Origin of the sequence: Cohnella sp. GbtcB17 (assembly GCF_019091135.1) — a bacterium.
Taxonomy (GTDB): domain Bacteria; phylum Bacillota; class Bacilli; order Paenibacillales; family Paenibacillaceae; genus Cohnella.
Genome location: NZ_JAGXJW010000007.1, coordinates 135459 through 153592, shown reverse-complemented (window position 1 = coordinate 153592; position 18134 = coordinate 135459). Strand labels below are relative to the sequence as shown.

General features: G+C 59.0%; 23 protein-coding genes, 1 tRNA gene and 1 pseudogene. All 25 read right to left on the bottom strand.

Features of this window, described 5'->3' with window-relative positions:
- Positions 1-4 precede the first annotated feature (4 nt).
- The 25 genes and pseudogenes from KVT38_RS05910 to KVT38_RS05790 all read right to left on the bottom strand — a co-directional run bounded on the left by KVT38_RS05910 (position 5) and on the right by KVT38_RS05790 (position 18063).
- Positions 5-883: a heptaprenyl diphosphate synthase component 1 gene (locus KVT38_RS05910; protein WP_217592756.1), complete on the bottom strand. Its 879-nt coding sequence runs from the start codon at positions 881-883 to the stop codon at positions 5-7.
- 101 nt (positions 884-984) lie between these two features.
- Complete coding sequence (locus tag KVT38_RS05905; RefSeq protein WP_217592755.1) at positions 985-1503, bottom strand: hypothetical protein; 519 nt, start codon at positions 1501-1503, stop codon at positions 985-987.
- A gap of 86 nt (positions 1504-1589) precedes the next feature.
- Positions 1590-1817 carry a trp RNA-binding attenuation protein MtrB gene (gene mtrB, locus KVT38_RS05900; protein WP_217592754.1) on the bottom strand — a complete coding sequence of 76 codons (228 nt, stop codon included), beginning with the start codon at positions 1815-1817 and terminating at the stop codon, positions 1590-1592.
- Positions 1818-1931: 114 nt separating this feature from the next.
- Positions 1932-2008, bottom strand: a tRNA-Pro gene (locus KVT38_RS05895).
- Positions 2009-2145: 137 nt separating this feature from the next.
- Positions 2146-2526 (bottom strand): LytTR family DNA-binding domain-containing protein, encoded by a 381-nt coding sequence (locus KVT38_RS05890; RefSeq protein ID WP_217592753.1) that lies wholly within the window; start codon positions 2524-2526, stop codon positions 2146-2148.
- On the bottom strand, positions 2523-2645 hold the full coding sequence (locus KVT38_RS05885) for a cyclic lactone autoinducer peptide (protein ID WP_090112858.1): 123 nt from the start codon (positions 2643-2645) through the stop codon (positions 2523-2525). Before KVT38_RS05885 ends, KVT38_RS05890 begins: the two co-directional genes overlap by 4 nt.
- Complete coding sequence (locus tag KVT38_RS05880; RefSeq protein WP_217592752.1) at positions 2642-3166, bottom strand: accessory gene regulator B family protein; 525 nt, start codon at positions 3164-3166, stop codon at positions 2642-2644. The genes KVT38_RS05885 and KVT38_RS05880 overlap by 4 nt, the downstream gene beginning before the upstream one ends.
- The gene (locus KVT38_RS05875) at positions 3156-3824 is read right to left on the bottom strand and encodes a hypothetical protein (RefSeq protein WP_217592751.1); all 669 of its coding nucleotides are present in this window, start codon (positions 3822-3824) and stop codon (positions 3156-3158) included. Before KVT38_RS05875 ends, KVT38_RS05880 begins: the two co-directional genes overlap by 11 nt.
- 281 nt (positions 3825-4105) lie before the next feature.
- Positions 4106-4378, bottom strand: a complete 273-nt coding sequence (locus KVT38_RS05870; RefSeq protein ID WP_090112863.1) for an HU family DNA-binding protein — start codon at positions 4376-4378, stop codon at positions 4106-4108.
- A gap of 125 nt (positions 4379-4503) precedes the next feature.
- Positions 4504-5490, bottom strand: coding sequence for an ABC transporter permease (locus KVT38_RS05865; protein ID WP_217592750.1), 987 nt, complete (start codon positions 5488-5490; stop codon positions 4504-4506).
- A pseudogene (locus KVT38_RS05860) lies at positions 5487-7004 on the bottom strand (sugar ABC transporter ATP-binding protein). Before KVT38_RS05860 ends, KVT38_RS05865 begins: the two are co-directional and overlap by 4 nt.
- Before the next feature lie 86 nt (positions 7005-7090).
- Positions 7091-8251, bottom strand: a complete 1161-nt coding sequence (locus tag KVT38_RS05855) for a sugar ABC transporter substrate-binding protein (protein ID WP_368859057.1) — start codon at positions 8249-8251, stop codon at positions 7091-7093.
- A gap of 245 nt (positions 8252-8496) precedes the next feature.
- Positions 8497-9975: a stage IV sporulation protein A gene (gene spoIVA, locus KVT38_RS05850; protein ID WP_217592749.1), complete on the bottom strand. Its 1479-nt coding sequence runs from the start codon at positions 9973-9975 to the stop codon at positions 8497-8499.
- Positions 9976-10231: 256 nt separating this feature from the next.
- Complete coding sequence (locus tag KVT38_RS05845) at positions 10232-10984, bottom strand: DUF3939 domain-containing protein (protein WP_217592748.1); 753 nt, start codon at positions 10982-10984, stop codon at positions 10232-10234.
- Positions 10985-11027: 43 nt separating this feature from the next.
- Positions 11028-11387, bottom strand: coding sequence for a 2Fe-2S iron-sulfur cluster-binding protein (locus tag KVT38_RS05840; protein ID WP_217592747.1), 360 nt, complete (start codon positions 11385-11387; stop codon positions 11028-11030).
- The gene (locus tag KVT38_RS05835) at positions 11377-12000 is read right to left on the bottom strand and encodes a hypothetical protein (protein ID WP_217592746.1); all 624 of its coding nucleotides are present in this window, start codon (positions 11998-12000) and stop codon (positions 11377-11379) included. The genes KVT38_RS05840 and KVT38_RS05835 overlap by 11 nt, the downstream gene beginning before the upstream one ends.
- A gap of 13 nt (positions 12001-12013) precedes the next feature.
- Entirely contained in the window at positions 12014-12310 is a 297-nt protein-coding gene (locus KVT38_RS05830; RefSeq protein ID WP_217592745.1) for a 2Fe-2S iron-sulfur cluster-binding protein, read from the bottom strand.
- Positions 12311-12339: 29 nt separating this feature from the next.
- Positions 12340-12519: a DUF2768 family protein gene (locus KVT38_RS05825; RefSeq protein WP_217592744.1), complete on the bottom strand. Its 180-nt coding sequence runs from the start codon at positions 12517-12519 to the stop codon at positions 12340-12342.
- 187 nt (positions 12520-12706) lie between these two features.
- Positions 12707-13327: a nitroreductase family protein gene (locus KVT38_RS05820; protein WP_217592743.1), complete on the bottom strand. Its 621-nt coding sequence runs from the start codon at positions 13325-13327 to the stop codon at positions 12707-12709.
- Positions 13328-13506: 179 nt separating this feature from the next.
- Positions 13507-13782: a stage VI sporulation protein F gene (locus KVT38_RS05815; RefSeq protein WP_217592742.1), complete on the bottom strand. Its 276-nt coding sequence runs from the start codon at positions 13780-13782 to the stop codon at positions 13507-13509.
- A gap of 94 nt (positions 13783-13876) precedes the next feature.
- Positions 13877-14920 (bottom strand): NAD(P)H-dependent glycerol-3-phosphate dehydrogenase, encoded by a 1044-nt coding sequence (locus KVT38_RS05810; protein WP_217592741.1) that lies wholly within the window; start codon positions 14918-14920, stop codon positions 13877-13879.
- Positions 14910-15530: a glycerol-3-phosphate 1-O-acyltransferase PlsY gene (plsY, locus tag KVT38_RS05805; RefSeq protein WP_217592740.1), complete on the bottom strand. Its 621-nt coding sequence runs from the start codon at positions 15528-15530 to the stop codon at positions 14910-14912. Before plsY ends, KVT38_RS05810 begins: the two co-directional genes overlap by 11 nt.
- 12 nt (positions 15531-15542) lie before the next feature.
- A complete protein-coding gene (der, locus tag KVT38_RS05800) occupies positions 15543-16865 on the bottom strand; it encodes a ribosome biogenesis GTPase Der (RefSeq protein ID WP_217592739.1) in 1323 nt (440 codons plus the stop codon).
- Between the two features lie 105 nt (positions 16866-16970).
- Positions 16971-17150 carry a capping complex subunit for YIEGIA gene (locus KVT38_RS05795; RefSeq protein WP_217592738.1) on the bottom strand — a complete coding sequence of 60 codons (180 nt, stop codon included), beginning with the start codon at positions 17148-17150 and terminating at the stop codon, positions 16971-16973.
- Complete coding sequence (locus KVT38_RS05790; RefSeq protein WP_217592737.1) at positions 17143-18063, bottom strand: YIEGIA family protein; 921 nt, start codon at positions 18061-18063, stop codon at positions 17143-17145. The genes KVT38_RS05795 and KVT38_RS05790 overlap by 8 nt, the downstream gene beginning before the upstream one ends.
- Between the last annotated feature and the right edge of the window lie 71 nt (positions 18064-18134).

Below are 18134 nucleotides of genomic sequence, written 5' to 3'. Positions count from 1 at the left end.
CTGGTCATCCCAACTCCTTGATCGCCGTGGCCGGCATCCATGCCGGTCCGTGAAGAAACGGTTCGATTAAATTCGACAGCTCCGCTGCCAGCTTGTCGGACGGCAGCTTGGGCAGCATCGCCTGAAGCTGTCCTGCGGATTGCCTGAGCAGCGCCACCAGCTTGTCCGCTACGCCGTACTTGTCCATCAGCTGCCGCAGCAGGCCGTGATCGTCCGCACGCTCCTCGATCGCTCTCCGATCCTCGGGGCTGCCTTCGCCGAGGACATGCCAAACGCCCCAGCTCCCGCTCAAATCATCCGGACGCTGGAGCCGCAGCAGCTCCTGAAGCAAAAGCTCGCACCTCGAGAAGCGTTCGACGAGCTCGGGCCACAGCTTGGCGTACATGCCGCTCATCAGATGGCTGAACGACATGAAAAGAACGCCCCGGATCGCCGATCCGTAGCTGACGTATTCTTCGGCATTCACGCGCATTTGCTTCATTTTGCCGTACAACGACATCTTGATCCGATTCACTTCGCATACCGCTTCGCTCAGCCGCTTGACCGTCTCGATCTGACCGGCCTGCGACAGCAGATGGTAAAAGCGGCCGCTGAAATAATCGCCTGCCAGCACCTTCATCTGCCGAGCTCGCATTTGTTTCGTTTGCGCCTTGGCGCCGCTCTCTTCGTTCTCGACGAGATCGTGCGTATCGAGTCCGAGCTGAACCAAAGAGGTCGCGAGCGGATACAGCTCCGCCTGCCCGCCCAGCTCCTGCAGGTCCGCAAGCACGGCTTGAAGAAGACGAACGCGCCCTTCCGGGAACTCGGGCAGGTCCGTATGCCTCGTAATCATATCGTATTCTGTATATTTGCGGGCTAATTGCGCGATCGGTTTACGTGTCATGTTCAGCCTCCGGAGTTGCAAAACGCGGGTGTCGTCGCTTTTTCAATTGATTAATTATAACATAACCGTTTGCGCGCCGCATGAGACGCTTCAACCGTTCATTAAAATGCTAAATTTGCGAGCCAGGACCGCCCGGCCGCCGTCCAACTCAAGCGAAAGTTAGGAGTCCGAGCGCCATCGGACAGCATGGCCGCGTTCAATGCCGTCCAATCCGAAGCCTTGATATCGGCCGAAGCGAGCAAAACCTTGCTCGCTCCCCGAGGCGCATAAACGCGAATCAACAGCTGCCTGACGTTGTTCACGCGCTCGAACGAAGCCCTGGACAGCTCGTAAATATCGCCCATAAGCGCTTGCGCATCTCCATCGCCGGGCGAGACCTCCAGATCCACGCTCAAGATGCCGGGCTCCCATCGGACGCGGCTGAGCGAATGGGCCAGCGGCAACGGGTCGACGAGGTCGACGACGCCTTCGTCCACGAGCCGCTCGCTGCGAATCGGGGCGAACAGCTCCTCGCGGTCCGACCGGGAACGCTCCGTTCGCGCAGGCTGAATCAAACTGAGCAGCACGATGACGATCACGCCCGCCGCAAGCAGTGCGAGCCCGCTCCACCAATGACGCATCGCTATCCCTCCCGTGACCGTCCGGCCTTCGCTCCTTCCATTGTATAAATAAAAAGGGCAGGCTATGCCTGCTCTTCGAGACATGCTTATTCGTTGTCCGTCTCGACGATGCCGTACTTGGTCAAGACCGTCGCTTTGCCGCGGATCTTGATGGCGGAGGTATGATCGGTAAATTGTGCGATCAGCACTTCGCCTTTGTCCAGCTTCTCCGTGTGATGGAATCGCGTGTCCTGTCCGCGCGTCAATCCGATCACGTTAACGCCGCTCTCTTTGGCCTTGACGACGATATAATCCGCTTGATTCGGTAGCTCCATATCGGCTTGCCTCCTTGTGATCGCTAGCTGAACGGTTCGAGCAGAATGCGCCTCTACTAATAAAAACGGCTCCCCGGGTGAAGCCGCGGGAAGCAGTCTTGTTCACTTATGTAATGGTCGGAACGGCGGGATTCGAACCCACGACCTCACCCACCCCAAGGGTGCGCGCTACCAGACTGTGCTACGTCCCGGAATAACAGCGAACGTATGTGATTATAGCACGCGATACGTTCTGCTTGCAAGTCTATCTCATTCATTCGACAGGGTCATTCGAAAACCCCGCAGCCGGGCAGCCGGCGGCTGTCTGGTATGCCGCCGGCCAATGCTCTTAAGCTTTGGAAGGCTTGAGATTCAATCCGTAAGCCGGCGCTCCTGAGTCTTCCCGCAAGAAAGCAACGAGGTCCTTGTGGTGGGCCCTGGATACCGGCGCGCTGATGCCGCCTTCAAAAAACACGCGCCCGAGATCTCCGTCGTATCGCTGGATCTTGTCCGTCTGCACCAAATAGCCGCGCTCGACTTTTCGGAAGCCTTCGCCGGACAAATAGCGGTCGAACTCTTCTAGGGTGCTAAGATGGCTGAACACGCCGTACGCTGTCTGAAACTTGATGACCCCGTTCTCGATGAACTGGAACAGCACATCTTCGAGCGGAATCTCGACCACTTCAACCTCTTTGCCGCGACGAATGGAAACCGGAATCATTTTGCTCATCTGCGGAGCTCCTTCGGCATTGTAGGTTTGTTCAGAAAGACGTAGCAGCCCGTGAATGCGAACAAGGAAGCGACGGCTACAAGCAGGGAACCTACCACGCTGTATGCGCGTTTTTTCATTTTTCTTCACCTCCTTCCTTAAAGGGGAGCAGCAGCGTCTGAACCGCAAACGTCAAGGCGAGCAGATCGGAGCGAATCCACAGATTCGAAGCGACGATCGCAAGCCCGATCACCTTGAGGATCGGATAGTGCTTCGGTTTGATCCACGCGTACTTGTCGAAGTTGGAGGGCGCAAAGATGGCGACCATCGCCAAGGCGAAAAGCGTAAGTCCGAGCGACCATGCATTGGCGAGATGAATATGCGGAATTAACGTCAACACGATCGTAGAGCCGACGATGCAGCCGACGTTCGAGTGGAGATGATAGCCTCCCGTCGCAAGACGCAGCACGGCAAAGGATACGATCACCGCCAGCGTCGCCGCAGGCTCGCCCGTCACCAGTCCGAGGACGAGCGTCGCCGTCGCGATAAACACCGTATTGACGATGATTTTCAGCGCGTATTCGATGACGTCCACCGAAGGCGCCTGGACGCCGGCTTCGGTCATCCTGAAATTGAGTCCTTCCGAATATTTACGCAGCATCCTCATTGTCCTTCCTTAACGCGATATAAAGAAACGGCGGCAAGGTTAATATGAATACGAGACTCGCGTAGACGACATAATCTTCGAACTCATTCCGAAATACATAAGCCAGCACCATAAAAGCGACGATCGCCGAAATGATGACCGCAATCAAGGTCGCATTGGTGCCTTTGAACTCCAAGTCGTGTCTGCGCGAGGTCGGCACGAAGTCGAATCCCCAATTGAATCGCTTGATGACGCGCGCGACGACGAACATAAGAATAAAAGTGAGCAGCTGCGCGGATACGCTGATCGCCTCGTCGTCCTTGATCGTCTCGACGGATATCGAGTTGTACTGGCCGAGCGCGAGGATCGTAATGCCCTGAACGACGATAAGCAGCGACAGACCGGCGAAATTCATAATGATCGAATAAAAAATCGGGACCCTGAACAAAATCCACAAAATAATGACGTATAGGAAAAACTGGATATAAGTCGAAAGGTTCACCGTCTCCGGGTTCAAACGCGTGAAGTAGGAAACCTGGCTCATCATGAACGCAACGATCGAAACGGTGATGAAGGCTCTCCGGTTGAGTCGGAAACGAAAAAGGGAAAACATGACCAGAAATACGCCAAAGCATTCGATGGCGGCTCCTATTACGAATGGTACATAATGCATTGGCTTTGAGCCCCTTTTATCTAAAATACTATAAAACGATAAAATCATCCACTGCTGGAAGATATTATTTTACAAAATCCACCCGAATACCTATTCTGATAAAATACTAACATTCGTGTCGATGCGTGTAAATCGCTTTATCGCAAAATATGAATCAGCCTTGCAAGGGACGCGCGCACATAGAAAAAGCCATCTCCGCCTTGAATTCAGGCAAAGATGGCTTCCCGTGCGCAGCGTACCCGGCACGCGGTATGTATCGCTAGCGCCTACGCTTAGTCTTATTATTTAATTCCGTCCTTGAGCGCCTTCCCCGGCTTGAACGCGGGGATCTTGCCTGCCGGAATCTCGATCTCGTCGCCGGTCTGCGGGTTCCGGCCTTTGCGGGCGGAGCGTTCGCGGACTTCGAAGTTGCCGAAGCCGACGAGCTGTACCTTGTCGCCGGATTGGAGCGCTTCGGAGATGACGTCGAAAACGGCGTCCACCGCGGATGTCGCGTCCTTCTTGGAAAGGTCCGCAAGCTCGGAAACCTTCGCGATCAGTTCGGTCTTGTTCAATGCATTCACCTCCCATACGGACAACTGGCGTAGTATCTGTTTATCCGTTTCAACGAAAATTATACACATGAAAACGGCGGCACCGCAAGCGGCAAGCGGCGCGAGCTTTATCGAGAGCCTTATATTTAAGCCCTGCGGCGGCTCAAATGGACGAATGTGACCGTCAAGGCAAGCACGAGCACGGCCCCTTTAATGATATCGGTCGTATAATACTGGACGTGCAGCATCGTCAAGCCGTTGATCAGAATGCCCGTCAGGACGGCACCTACGAAAGTCCCGATAATGTTCGGGCGGCCCGCGCCGAACACGGAGTAGCCGACGAATACGGCCGCGACGGCGTCCATCAGCATCGGCGCGCCGGCGTCGATCTGGCCGGAGCCGACGCGCGCGGTGTACAGAATGCCGCCGATGGCGGCGAAGACGCCCGAAGCGACGTACGCCCAGGCGCGGACGCGGCGCACGCGGACGCCCGACAGGCGCGCGGCTTCCTCGTTGCCGCCGGTCATCGTCGTGCGGCGTCCGAAACGCGTGTACTTCATGAATACATGCGCGCCGATCACCGCCAGAACCATCAAAATGACCGGAAAGGGCACGCCGAACAGCTTGCCTTGGCCGATCCACAGAAAATCGGGATTCATGACGCCCGGTGCCTTGGTGCCGTCCTGGAACTGCATGTTGTTGTAGATCGAGTAGCCCTTCGTGTACGTCTTGTGGATGCCGCTCACGATGTACATGACCGCCAAGGTGGCGAGCAGGTCGGGAATCCGGACCTTGACGATCAGGAAGGCGTTAAGCAGGCCCACGACGGCGCCGATGAGCAGCGGCACGATGAGTACGACCGCAAGCGGCAACTCGTACCAGATCATCATGGTGGCCGTCGCGACCGTAGTCAGCGATACCGTCGAGCCGACGGACAGGTCGAAGCCGTCGACCGTGAGCGAGATCGTCACGCCGATCGCCACGAAGGTGAGAATCGAGATCGAACGCAAAATGTCCACCAGGTTCGAATACGTAAAAAAGTACTCGTTGCGCAGCGAAAAAAACAAAATGACGAGCCCGATAAAAATAAGCGCGCCGTATTTGTACGAAAATTGCAACAGCCGGTTGTTCACGCCAGATCCTCCTTGCCTGCGCTTGCGTAATAAAGTAGCTCTTCCATGGTTACGCCGCCTCGGTCGAATTGCTTGACGATCGCGCCGTCGCACATCACGAGGATGCGGTCCGCAAGCCCCAGCGCCTCGGCGAATTCGCAGGTCAAGTACAGGACGCCTTTGCCCGCTGCGGCCAGCTCGCCGATGATGCGGAAAATGTCGCGCTTCGCGCCGACATCCACGCCTTTAGTCGGCTCGTCGAACATAAACACTTCGGCGTCGGTCGCCATCCATTTGCCGATCGCCACCTTCTGCTGGTTGCCGCCGCTTAAATAGCCGACGAGCAGGCCCGGCGAAGCCGTGCGAATGCCAAGCCGGCCGACCATGCCTTCCGCGTGCTTGCGCTCCGACAGCCGCGAGAGAAAGCCCAGCGCGCCGCTGAGCTGCTTCAAAATCGGCAAGCTCAGATTATGAAGGACCGAAGAGCCGACCAGAATGCCTTCCTTGCGCCGCTCTTCCGGCACAAGCGCGATTCCGGCGCGGACGGCGTCCGCCGGCGAAGCCGCGCTCACCGTCTTGCCGGCGATTTTGACGTTGCCCCGATCTGCCGGATCCGCGCCGAAAAGCAGCCTCGACAGCTCCGTCTTGCCCGCGCCGACGAGGCCGACGACGGCGACGATCTCGCCGCGGCGGACGCTCAGGTTGACGCCACGGACGCGGTGTCCCGCGGCGATGTCCTCGACCTCAAGCAGCGTCTCTCCGATCGGCACGGTCGCCTTCGGATATTCCTCTTCGAAGCTGCGGCCGAGCATCGCCCGGACGATATCACCCGTTTCCACGGCGGCAGCCGGCTCGGACAGCACGACCTTGCCGTCGCGCATGACGGTGATCCGGTCGCTGACCTGCTTGACTTCGGGCAGCCTGTGGGAAATAAAGACGATGCCGATGCCTTGCTTTTTCAGCTCGTCCATAATGCCGAACAGCCTGTCCGCTTCTTCCAGGCTCAGCGGTGCCGTCGGCTCGTCGAGAATGACGAATTTGGCCTCCTGCACGAGAAGCCTGGCGATCAGCACGATCTGCTTTTCCGCCAGGGTAAGCTCGTCCGCCCTGCGCGCGACCGGTATGCGCGATCCGATGCGGCTAAGCACCGCTTCTGCTTCCCTGCCGATCGCGGACCAGTTCATCCACATCGATCCTTTGTCGGCGGCGATCCGGTCGAGCATCATGTTCTCCGCTACGGTGAGATGCGGCACGAGTGAAGTATCGACTTCCTGGTAAACGCAGTGAATGCCTTCCGCCTTCGCGTCCGCCGGGGAGGCGATCGACAGCTCGCGCTCTCCGATCCGGATCGTGCCCCCGTCCGCCGCGTCGGCGCCGGACAGGATCTACATCAGCGTGCTCTTGCCGGCGCCGTTCGCGCCGTGCAGCGCATCCTCTTCCCCCGGCCGCAGCGTGAAATCCACCCCGCCGAGCGCGCTGACGCCGGCGAACGACTTCGATATATCGTTCATCGCTAGTTGTAAGGCGACGCTCATATCCGCTCCTCCTTGCGCATTTCCTTCCGATCGCAATACAGGACGGCGCGGTCAGAATCCCGCGCCGTCCTCGTCCCTAGCTTATTTTACTTGGCGCCGACGGATTGCTCAAGCGCCTTGAGATAATCCGTGTTGCCGGTGTCGCTCGCGCCCCATCCGTCCACGTACTGGGACAGATCGGCGGTCGTTACTTTTTTGTCCGTCGGGAGCGCGTCGCGGCTCACGTAGACGGAGTCGAGCTGAACCGTCGGCGGCGTTTCGTCGCCGTGCAGCTTCTGGTACAGGTAGCGAACTTGGACTTGACCGATCGTTGCCGGATCGACGGCTGCGGAAGCGACCCATGGGCTCGTCGGATCTTGAATGAGCGCAAGGTCTTCGTCGCTCAGGTCGATGCCGTAGATCTTGATCTCGTCGCGTCCGGCTTGCTTGACCGCGTTGGCCGCACCTTTGGCAAATTCGTCCCAGGCCGCCCAGATGGCAGTGATGCTGCCCTTTTCCGGATACTGCTTCAAGATCGCTTCGGTTCTCGTCTGCGCGTCCAACTGCGCGCCGTCCGCGGTGCCGTAAGCCGCCAGCTCCTTCATGTCCGGGTTGGCGTCCAGAAATGCCTTGTAGGCGATCTGGCGCGACTCCATCGGCGGGAAGCCGGCGACCCAAATTTTCACGATGCTGCCCTTGCCGCCCGCATCCTTCGCGAGCGCCGAGAGCGTCTGCTCGGCCATCTTCTGGTCGTTTTGCGCGAGGCTCGTGACGCCGGTGTTGGTCAGGCCGGAGTCGAACGCGACGACCGGGATGCCGGCCGCGATCGCCTTGTCGACACCCGAGGTCAGCGCGTTCGCATCGCCATGGTCGATCAGAATGCCGTCGTACTTCTGGGTAACGGCTGCGTCGAGGTTCGTGGCCATGACGTCGAGCTTGTTGTCGGAAGGAATGACGGTCACCTTGCCGCCGAACTTCTCGACTTGCTTTTTGACGCCGTCGACGTATTGGGCGGAAAAGGTGCCCGTGTTCAGGCGCATGATAAGCGCGATCTTCTTGCCTTTAAGCGCTTCGGCTTCTCCGCCGGCTTCGGAGCCGGAAGGCGATGCAGATGCGGACGGCGACGCTGATGCAGAAGCGGACGGCGATGCCGATGCCGAGCCGCTTGGCGCGGCACTGTTGTTGTTTTTGTTGCCGCATGCGGCCAGAAGCAGCACAAGCGCCATCGTCAGCGCGAGCCACGTCCCGAATCGAAATTGCTTTTTCACTAGAATGGCCTCCCTAATCTATTAAATCCTTCTGATAAATTATCATAAGGATTATTACCAAGTATGTCAATTGGTTTTTAAGATTATCAGTGGCGTCGAGAGTGCTGTATACACAAGAGTCTATTTTAGGCGAACAATGTCGATTTAACAAGAATAAAATAAGTACCTGACCGCATCCCGATATTGTTCGATCCTCGCCATGCAAAAAGCCCGCACGCCTTGGACGGCGCGCGGGCTTTTTGCATTTAAAGGATAATGGCGATGAGACCGCCTGAGCCTTCGTTGATGATGCGGCCGAGCGTTTCCTGCAGCTTGTAGCGGGCATTGTCCGGCATCATGGCGATCTTGCCTTGAATGCCTTCCCGCACGATGGAGTGCAGGGAGCGCCCGAAGATGTCGGAATCCCAAATTTTGATCGGATCTTTCTCGAAGTCCTGCATCAGATAGCGCACGAGCTCCTCGCTCTGCTTTTCCGTACCGATGATCGGCGCGAACTCGGACTCGACATCGACACGGATGAGGTGGATCGAAGGCGCCGTCGCCTTGAGCCGCACGCCGAAGCGGGAGCCCTGCCGGATCAGCTCCGGCTCGTCGAGCTGCATCTCCGCCAGCGTCGGCGCGGCGATGCCGTAGCCGGTCGTCTTCACCATCTCGAGCGCCTCCGCGAACCGGTCGTACTCCCGTTTGGCATGGGAGAACTCCTGCATCAGCTGCAGCAGATGATCTTTACCGCGTATTTCCGTACCGACGACTTCCTGCAGGATGCGGTCGTACAATTCGTCCGGCGCGTACAGGTCGATCTCGGCGACGCCCTGGCCCATATTCAGTCCGCTGAGGCCGGCGCGGTCGACGAAGTCGTATTCGAGGAACTGCGAGACGACCCGGTCTACGTCGCGCAGGCGGCGAATGTCCCGCACGGTGTCGCGGACCGAATTTTCGTAGCTCGAGCGCAGCCAGTGCTGCTCTTGAAGCACCATGACCCAGCTCGGCAGGTTGACGTTGACTTCGTGCACGGGGAACTCGTACAGCACCTCGCGCAGGACGCCGAGCACTTCGTCTTCGCCCATCGAAGCCACGCTCAGCGTAATGGCGGGGATATCGTATTTGGCGGCAAGCTCGGCGCGAAGCGCTTGCGCTTCATCGCTTTTCGGCTTCGTCGAGTTGACGATCAGCACGAACGGCTTGCCGACCTCTTTAAGCTCTGCGATAACGCGCTCTTCCGCTTCCACATAAGAGCTGCGCGGAATTTCCGCGATCGTGCCGTCGGTCGTCACGACGACGCCCAAGGTCGAATGCTCCTGGATGACCTTGCGCGTGCCGATCTCGGCCGCTTCCTGGAACGGAATCGCTTCTTCGAACCAAGGTGTCGTGATCATGCGAGGACCGTTTTCGTCCTCGTAGCCTTTGGCGCCCTCGACCGCGTAGCCGACGCAGTCCACAAGCCGGACGTTGACTTCGAGGCCTTCGCCGACCTTGATCTGAACGGCGTTGTTCGGCACGAACTTGGGCTCGGTCGTCATGATCGTACGGCCCGCCGCGCTTTGCGGCAGCTCGTCGACGGCCCTGACGCGATCCGCTTCATGTGCGATGTTCGGCAGCACGACCGTCTCCACAAAGCGCTTGATAAAGGTCGATTTGCCTGTCCGGACGGCGCCGCCGACCCCGAGGTAGATGTCGCCGCCCGTACGTTCGGCGATATCTTTGAAAATATCCACTTTTTCCACTGAGATTCCCTCCCCATCGTAATCGCGAAGCCTGCGGTTCCGCCAGCGCGACGGACTCGTACATGAACTTGGACTAGTATCATTGTATGTGCCATGCCGGCGAATATGACGGGAGATCGTAATTTTTAAACGTCCCGCCTGCCGTTCGCTCATCCAAATGATCTTATGTCGGGAAAGGGGCGCCTATGTCCGAAGAAACAACAAAAAAACCGTTCCGACAGCGGAACGGTTCGGCTTGTCCTTCACGCGGCCGGCGCTATTTGAGAAATGCCTGCGGCTCGCCGCCGACCAGGCGGTATACCGGCGACTTGACGGGCACGTAAAACGATTCGTCCGCGAGCAGTGACCGCAGATCGTCGCTTTCGCTAGGCTTCGCCGCGGATTTTTCCAGCGCCTTGACGATGTCGATGCCGTAATCCGCGTACACGGTGCTGCCCGGATCGATCATCAGCTCCAGCACCCGGCCCGTATACATGCTGCGGATCGCGGGATCGTCGATGCCGAGCGCCTTGTAATCGATGGCGCGAAAGTCGGGATACTTCTCGTCCGACACCGGCTGCTTCCCTTTATGTTTGAGCACGTAAGCGTTCACCTTCGTCTGAACCGTGCCGATCGTCTGGTAGACGGACAGATCGAGCAGCTTCACTTTGGGATCGCTTTCTTCGTCGATGATAAGAAATTGATTGGCGCCTCCGCTCTCGAAAGCTTCCTTCGGAATATCGGTGACGTAGCCCATTCGCTTGAGCTTGGCGAAGTCCAAACGAAACTTCTCGTATAGCGGCGTTCCCTCCGAAGCGTTCTCGATCGGCAGGAGTCCCGTATCCTTGCGATAGCTGTCGACCGCTGCCTGGATGGCGCTCACCGCTTCTTTGGCCGACACCTGATTGGAAGGCGTATACTCGTCCGGATACAAGCAGCCTGCCAGCGGCAGCAGCATAATCGCGGCTGCCAACGCCGCGGCTCGCTTGGCCGCCAGCCGGCCGTTAATCATCCATTGCGATCTGATCAATTGTAAAAGCCCCCCGTGTTCGCCTTCTGTATCGGCATTTCGTTTACCATAGATCGTCCGAGCGCTGCCGCTCGAGCTGACGCCGAACGGCCGCCTTGAGCGGATCCTCGGGAACCTCGACCCGAATCGGACGACGGACCCGCGCCTGGCAGGACAGCCTGACGCCTTGCTCCAGCAGCGGCCCGAGCTTGCGCCGTTCCGCTTCCGTCGGCGGCGAGAGGGCATCCGCGTATGCCGGAGGCACGTCCACCTTGCACATGAGGCAGCCCGCCACGCCGCCGCATCGCGTGCGAACCGGCGCTCTCGCCCGTCTGGCCGCATCGAGCAGCGTCGTGCCCGTCCTGACGCTGACGATCTGCCCTTCCGGTCCGAACTCGACGTCGCAACCGCCTTTATCGCCCATCTCGCGCGCCCTCCTTCGGCTCCGCGGCCGTCAGATACGACAACTCGCTCTTGATGCCGTCGGACAGCGACTGTCCGGCGACCAGCTGCCGAAGCGCAATCAAGTGCGAGCCCCGCGCCTCCCGGATCAGCCGGGCGGCCTCGAGCGCGCGGTCACGGCGTTCGCGCAGCAGGTTAAAGATCAGCTCATGTCCGAGCGGCATGAGGCGGATCGGCCGGCCGCCATCGATCGGGGTCCAATCGTCTCCGTGCGCGTACAAAAAAGCGTCGACTTCCGTCCGATAAATAGAGCCGGGCGCTCGAATCTCGAAGTCGCCGACCAGCTCGATCGTGACGCTGCCGTACCGGTAGTGTGACAGCAGCGACCGGTATCGCCCACTCTCGTCCCATGCGGGCTCGTCCACGGTCCATCCGGCAACGCGGTCATGCAAAGCGGGGATGGACGCGGCGTCCGCATAAATGTCCAGGTCTCTCGGCGCTGCGGCAAGCCGCGCTCCCCGAAGCGCGAGTCCCGCGCTGCCGCCCACCACCCATCGCGCACCGCAGGCTTCCGTCATCGCCGCAAATGCGGACAACGCTTGCACTATGCTCTCGCCCGCTCCTCCAGTCGGCATGGTTGTCAGCTCCTTAGAAGTACGTCCGATTGACGGCCGCGATCGCGCCGCCGTCCGCCGCGACGCGCGCCTGACAGCCGAGGCGGTATCCGGCGTCCAGCTCGTCCGGACCGAGACGGTCCCACTCGGCATCGGTCGACTCCTCCAGATGCTCGCCGCCTTCGGTGACGAGACAGCGGCAGCGTGCGCAAGTGCCTCTCGAGCAGTTGAACTGCCAATCGACGCCGGCGCCGAGCGCAAGCTCCAGCAGCGTAGCGCCCGCCCGGGGCTCGATACGCTTTTCGATCGTCCTACCTTTTAACGTCAGCATCATTAATCCTCCGGCCCGATTCTTCGTTGTCAAATGATCGATATAAGTCCGCATACCATGCCGACGAGCAGCATTATAAAAGAAACGAAAGAAATGGCGAACCGCAGCGCGCCCTTCGTCTTTGCCCGCGCGAGCATGATCAGCACCGCGGACAGCACCATCAGTCCGATGCCGACGAACGACACCCACATTTTCATCATCGGATCCATAACGAGCGAACAGTCCCTTCCCTGACCCGGCAGCTATGTATAACGACGATCCTTGCGCGATGAAGCGAACGATCGGCATTCGATGCTATAAAACGGAACATATTATACCACATTCTTGGCGGACATTCGCGTTTCGCCGGCAAAAATGACGAAAACCGCCTTGGCGAACAAAGGCGGCCTGTCGTTGTTATTTAAAAATCCTGATTCTTTCCTCGAGCGGCTTGTACGTTTTCTCCCCGGGCTGCGCGACCGGTTTGCCGAACGGCATTTGCGCGATCAGCAGCCAGCTGTCCGGCAATCCCCACGTCCGCCTAACCTCTTCGTCTACGAGCGGGTTGTAATGCTGCAGGGAAGCGCCTAACCCCTCGGTCTCGAGTGCCGTCCAGACGACAAACTGATGCATGCCCGAGGAATGCGCCGACCACTTCGGGAAGTTGTCTTTGTACGATGCGAATTGCCGCTGCAAATCCTCAATGACCGTCTGGTCCTCGAAAAAGAGCACGGTGCCGTAGCCGGCGGCGAACGCGTTCATTTTCTCCTGGGTCGCTTGAAATTGCTCGGGATCGGCGACGACCTTGCGAAGCGTCTCCGTCGTGATGTTCCAGAATTTTTTGTGCTCCTTCTTCAGCAGCAGCACGATTCTGGCGCTCTGGGAGTTGAACGAAGACGGCGTATGCTTCACCGCTTCCTTGACGATCTCTTCGATCCGCTCGTCCGGCACGATCGCTTCGTCGTTGATGCCGTAAAAGCTGCGACGCTGTCTGACGGCTGTCAGAAAGTGGTCGCGGACGTTCGTATCCGTCGTCATAGCAGTTTGCATCCCCTTTCGGCAATCGGTTCTGAATGACGTTCTGCTTCAGGTTGCCCGATTGCGCGAAATCAATGAATGGAATGATTCGCCAAAGCCGGCGCTGCGAATCGAATGCGCCAAATGCCGAAAAAGCCCCGCTTCCTTTGAAAGGAAGGGGGCTTCTACGGCTTCGTCCCTTATTTTTTGAGCATCATTTTCATAAGTCCTTCGAGATTGCCGATGTTCAACCCGCTTTTTTTGACGGCGCCCACGATCTCTTTGATCGTATCTTCCGACACCGGCACGCCCGCCGTGCTGGATACCTGCTTGATCAGCTGGCGGATTTGCGCTTCGCTTTGCATGATGTCCGGGGACACCTTTTGCGCGATTTTTTTGAGCGACGCTTCCGAGACGGGCTTGCCCGTCTTCTTGCTCACCGAATTCAGAACATCTTTGGAGATCTTCTTGTCCATGCTTCCCCTCCTCCGCAGCTCATGCTTTGTATCCTATGAGGCACGGAGGGCGGCGGTGTGGGCGGGCTCGCAGACGTATTAAGCTTCACAGCCGTTATGTACGGTTAAAAAGGACGGTCTCTTCGATCTCGTGCGTGCGCACTCTTCCCATGAGCGCTTCCACCGCCTGCAGCGGCGGCTTCCCTTCGAACAGCACGGCGTGAAGCTGCGCCGTAATCGGCATCTCGACGCCGTACTGCACTGCGAGCTTGGACGCGGCGAGCGTCGTGCGGACGCCTTCGACGACCATCCCGATTTGCTCTTGAACCTCTTCGTAGCCAAGCCCTTGCGCCAGCAGCTCGCCGGCCCGATAGTTCCGGCTATGCCTGCTCGTGCACGTCGCGATCAGATCGCCGACGCCCGCGAGGCCCGCAAAAGTGAGCATATGGGCGCCCATGGCGGAGCCTAGACGGCCAATCTCGGCCAGACCGCGCGTGACGAGCGCGGATTTGGCGTTTACGCCGAAGCCGAGACCGTCGGACAGCCCCGCGCCAAGGGCGATGATGTTCTTAATGGCGCCGGCCGTCTCCGCGCCGACATAATCGGGATTCGTATAGACGCGGAAATAGGCGTCGTTCATAAACAAATCCTGGGCGGCTTCCGCTTGCTCGAGCTCGCTCGCGGCAACGACGACCGTCGTCGGCAAACGCAGCACGACCTCTTCGGCGTGGCTCGGTCCGGACAGCACGACAATGGAGCCTTCCGGTCGACCCAGCTCCTCGGAGAGCACCTGGGTCATCCGCTTTAAGCTGCCCGTCTCAAAGCCTTTGGTCGCATGGACGACAAGCGCCTCTGGCTTGAGATGCGGTACGGCCGCTTTTGCGACCTCGCGCATGGCAGACGACGGCGCCACGAATACGACGGCGTCCGCATCGCGGCACGCCTCGGCCATGTCCGTCGTCGCGCGCAGCGTATGCGGCAGCTCGGCATCCTTCAAATATTTGCGATTCGTATGGGATTCGTTGATCTCCTCCGCCTGGGCGGCGCCGCGCGTCCAGACGGTCACGCGGTGGCCGTTGTCCGCGAGCACGCAAGCCAGCGCCGTGCCCCAGCTGCCGGCTACCAGGACGGTAACTTGGCTAACTTGGCTAGATGCCATGCGAATCCTCCTTCTTTTTGGCGCCGATTTTGTTTTCGGTGCCGTTCATCAGCTTGACGATGTTTTTGCGATGGCGGACGATCGCGAGCAGCGCCAAGACGAGCGAGCCCCAGAACACGGGGCCGATCTCGCCCGCCAAGCCGAGAATAACCGGCACGAGCGCGGCGAATACCATCGATCCGAGCGAAACGTACCGCGTAATGACGATAAGGATAATGGCTACGACGCCCGCTGCCACGACCGGCAGCGGCGCCAGATAGATGAGCGCGCCGACGGTCGTCGCGATCCCCTTCCCGCCTTTGAAGCGGAAATAGAGCGGCCAGTTGTGGCCGGCGATGGAAGCCAGGCCGCAGGCGACCGCGAGCCAGGAGCCTTGCTCGCCCGCGATCGCTTGGCCGATCGCGACGGCGACGAGTCCCTTGGCGATGTCCAGCACGAACACGGCGATCGCCGGCCCTTTGCCGAGCACGCGCAGCGTATTGGTCGCGCCGGCGTTGCCGCTTCCGTGCTGGCGAATATCGATCTTGCGCAGCCAGCGGGCAAACAGAATGCTGAAGGATACGGAACCGAGCAAATAACTGACGACGACAGCGATGACGGCTGGCAGCAACACGGTTCTCTCCTATTCCTGGTCGGACTTGCGACGCGTAAAGAGGCGCAGCGGCGTGCCCTCGAAGTCGAACGCGGCCCGAATCTTGTTTTCCAAGTAACGCTCGTACGAGAAGTGCATCAATTCCGGATCGTTCACAAAAATCAGAATCGTCGGCGGCTTGACCGACACCTGGGTCGCGTAGTTCACGCGCAATCTCCGGCCCTTGTCCGTCGGCGGCGGCGTGATCGCCACCGCGTCCGCGACGACGTCGTTGAGCAGATGCGTCGGCACGCGCATCGCGTGCTGCTCGGCGACGCGGTCGATGACGGGCAGCAGCCGATGCAGTCTAGACTTCGTGAGCGCTGACAGGAATACGATCGGCGCATAAGACATGAACAGGAAGTGATCGCGGATCGAATTGGTAAAGTGCTGCATCGTCTTGTCGTCCTTCTCGACGACGTCCCACTTGTTGACGACAAAGACGGACGCTTTGCCCATTTCGTGCGCGTACCCGGCAATATGCTTGTCCTGCTCGATGATGCCCTCTTCGCCGTTAATGACGACGAGCACGACGTCCGCGCGCTCGATCGCTTTCATCGACCGCATCACGCTGTACTTCTCGGTCGTCTCGTACACCTTGCCCCGCTTGCGCATGCCGGCCGTATCGATCAGCACATACCGCTGGTCATCCTTGACGAACGGCGTATCGATGGCGTCGCGCGTGGTGCCGGCGACCTCGCTGACGATGACGCGCTCCTCGCCCAGAATGGCGTTGACGAGCGATGACTTGCCGACGTTCGGGCGACCGATCAGGGCGACCTTGATCACGTCGTCGTCATACTCCTGATCTTCGCCGGCGGGCAGCCGTTCCACGCAAGCTTCGAGCAAGTCGCCGATGCCGATGCCGTGCGAGCCGGACAGCGCGATCGGGTCGCCGAAGCCGAGGCTGTAAAACTCGTAAATATCGTCCATGCGCTGAAGATTGTCCACCTTGTTAACCGCTACGACGACCGGCTTGCCGGAACGGAACAAAATTTGGGCGACTTCCTCATCCGCGTTCGTGACGCCAGACTTGGCGTCGGCCATGAATACGATGAGGTCGGCTTCTTCGATCGCGAGCTCGGCTTGCATGCGAACCAGACGAAGCATGCCGTCTTCGCCGTCGATCTCGATGCCGCCCGTATCGATCACGCTGAAGCTGCGGCCGCTCCATTCGCCGGTACCGTAAATGCGGTCGCGCGTAATTCCCGGCTTATCTTCCACGATGGCCAGGCGGTCACCGATTATGCGATTAAAAATCGTCGACTTCCCGACGTTGGGTCGTCCTACGATGGCAATGACAGGTCTTGCCATGCTTTCACTCCTTAAGGGATTCCTCTGAATCATACAAAGAGTATCATAACAAAAATACCCCGCCTTGGCTAACGGTACCTTCAATTGCGATCGCCCGCGTTTTTGTTAGTGCCGATCGACGACCATGTACAGCCCATCCTTCAATTTATGTGCGGCGCAGTCCAATATTTTTTCCAGCAAATTCGTCAAGTTTTGCAGCTCCTCCTCCGACTTGGCGATCAGCGCGGCTGAGCCTTCCGACACATTGGTCGGATCCGTCGTGAGAAACATGACGATTTTAGCCATAGTTCGGTTCTCCCTTCGTTTTGTTGGCCTTCGTCGGCCTGCGGACGGCCGATTCGAGCAGCGGCACATCGCGCATCGCCTTGAGTGCCTTGTCCTTGTCTTGTTCCCTGGGCAGCAGCAGCACGGCGAGCGCTCCTGTGCTTAGGTCAAGCTTCGCGATGGGTACAAGCGCCGGCTCGCCGTCGTCCCGATATACGCCGAGTCTTGTCGACAGGTCGTGCAATATCGCTTGCCTGAGTCCCAGGTTGGAGAGCGTCACTTTGGCGTCGTCGCTCACTGGCGTGAGCAAGAAGCCCATCGCCTGCTTGCGGATGACGGCAAGGTCGGGTTCAAGCCCCACGTTCATGATGTAGACATTGCCCACCGTGACGCTTGCGTTCTTCGCCTCGACCGGCGCGAAAGAGACAATTGCGATGTCCTCGATCGTCTTCCCTTTCATGAACCTCAGCACGATCGCCATACATACGACGCCGAGCAGAACGCCCCAGATCCAGCCTATTATCGTCGCCGCGAAGCTGACGAGCAACGCTGTCGCGATCGACAAATAATTGCGTCCTTCGAAAACGACGGCGATGCCTTCGATATAGGTGGCGCCGCGGGGAACGAGCTCCTGATGATCGATGGCCGTCAGCGTCCCCCGCTCCATGTTGCGCACCTCCCTGAACTGCTGCGCAGCGAGCGATAGAAATGTAATGGCCGTATAATCCTTGCTCATCAATGCGGGGACGGCGACCGCGCCAAGCGCGCCTGCGATCAAGCCGAGCGCCAGGTGAATGATTTTCCCGTGCGGATAGGCCGGGTACTGCCTGTAGTCGCTGCGCAGCATCACTACCCGGGCCAAAAAGCCGAATAGCGTTCCCAGGGTTACGCCCATCAATTCGTGGTGGCCGGCCAGCCACTTTGCCGTAATCATGCCCTAGTCCTCCTCGAATCGGATCCCGTTCCATTCGTTAGTATGCGCAGCTTGACCGTATGCCAAAAAAA

What these genes read in the sequence shown, in the direction of transcription:
- KVT38_RS05885 (WP_090112858.1), bottom strand. Translation starts at nt 2,645, where the DNA reads ATGAAAAAACGCGCATACAGCGTGGTAGGTTCCCTGCTTGTAGCCGTC.
- KVT38_RS05825 (WP_217592744.1), bottom strand. Translation starts at nt 12,519, where the DNA reads ATGGATCCGATGATGAAAATGTGGGTGTCGTTCGTCGGCATCGGACTG.
- KVT38_RS05835 (WP_217592746.1), bottom strand. Translation starts at nt 12,000, where the DNA reads ATGCCGACTGGAGGAGCGGGCGAGAGCATAGTGCAAGCGTTGTCCGCA.
- KVT38_RS05840 (WP_217592747.1), bottom strand. Translation starts at nt 11,387, where the DNA reads ATGGGCGATAAAGGCGGTTGCGACGTCGAGTTCGGACCGGAAGGGCAG.
- der (WP_217592739.1), bottom strand. Translation starts at nt 16,865, where the DNA reads ATGGCAAGACCTGTCATTGCCATCGTAGGACGACCCAACGTCGGGAAG.
- KVT38_RS05795 (WP_217592738.1), bottom strand. Translation starts at nt 17,150, where the DNA reads ATGGCTAAAATCGTCATGTTTCTCACGACGGATCCGACCAATGTGTCG.
- KVT38_RS05910 (WP_217592756.1), bottom strand. Translation starts at nt 883, where the DNA reads ATGACACGTAAACCGATCGCGCAATTAGCCCGCAAATATACAGAATAC.
- KVT38_RS05890 (WP_217592753.1), bottom strand. Translation starts at nt 2,526, where the DNA reads ATGAGCAAAATGATTCCGGTTTCCATTCGTCGCGGCAAAGAGGTTGAA.
- KVT38_RS05830 (WP_217592745.1), bottom strand. Translation starts at nt 12,310, where the DNA reads ATGCTGACGTTAAAAGGTAGGACGATCGAAAAGCGTATCGAGCCCCGG.
- KVT38_RS05905 (WP_217592755.1), bottom strand. Translation starts at nt 1,503, where the DNA reads ATGCGTCATTGGTGGAGCGGGCTCGCACTGCTTGCGGCGGGCGTGATC.
- KVT38_RS05790 (WP_217592737.1), bottom strand. Translation starts at nt 18,063, where the DNA reads ATGATTACGGCAAAGTGGCTGGCCGGCCACCACGAATTGATGGGCGTA.
- KVT38_RS05810 (WP_217592741.1), bottom strand. Translation starts at nt 14,920, where the DNA reads ATGGCATCTAGCCAAGTTAGCCAAGTTACCGTCCTGGTAGCCGGCAGC.
- mtrB (WP_217592754.1), bottom strand. Translation starts at nt 1,817, where the DNA reads ATGGAGCTACCGAATCAAGCGGATTATATCGTCGTCAAGGCCAAAGAG.
- KVT38_RS05820 (WP_217592743.1), bottom strand. Translation starts at nt 13,327, where the DNA reads ATGACGACGGATACGAACGTCCGCGACCACTTTCTGACAGCCGTCAGA.
- KVT38_RS05880 (WP_217592752.1), bottom strand. Translation starts at nt 3,166, where the DNA reads ATGCTGCGTAAATATTCGGAAGGACTCAATTTCAGGATGACCGAAGCC.
- KVT38_RS05875 (WP_217592751.1), bottom strand. Translation starts at nt 3,824, where the DNA reads ATGCATTATGTACCATTCGTAATAGGAGCCGCCATCGAATGCTTTGGC.
- KVT38_RS05815 (WP_217592742.1), bottom strand. Translation starts at nt 13,782, where the DNA reads ATGGACAAGAAGATCTCCAAAGATGTTCTGAATTCGGTGAGCAAGAAG.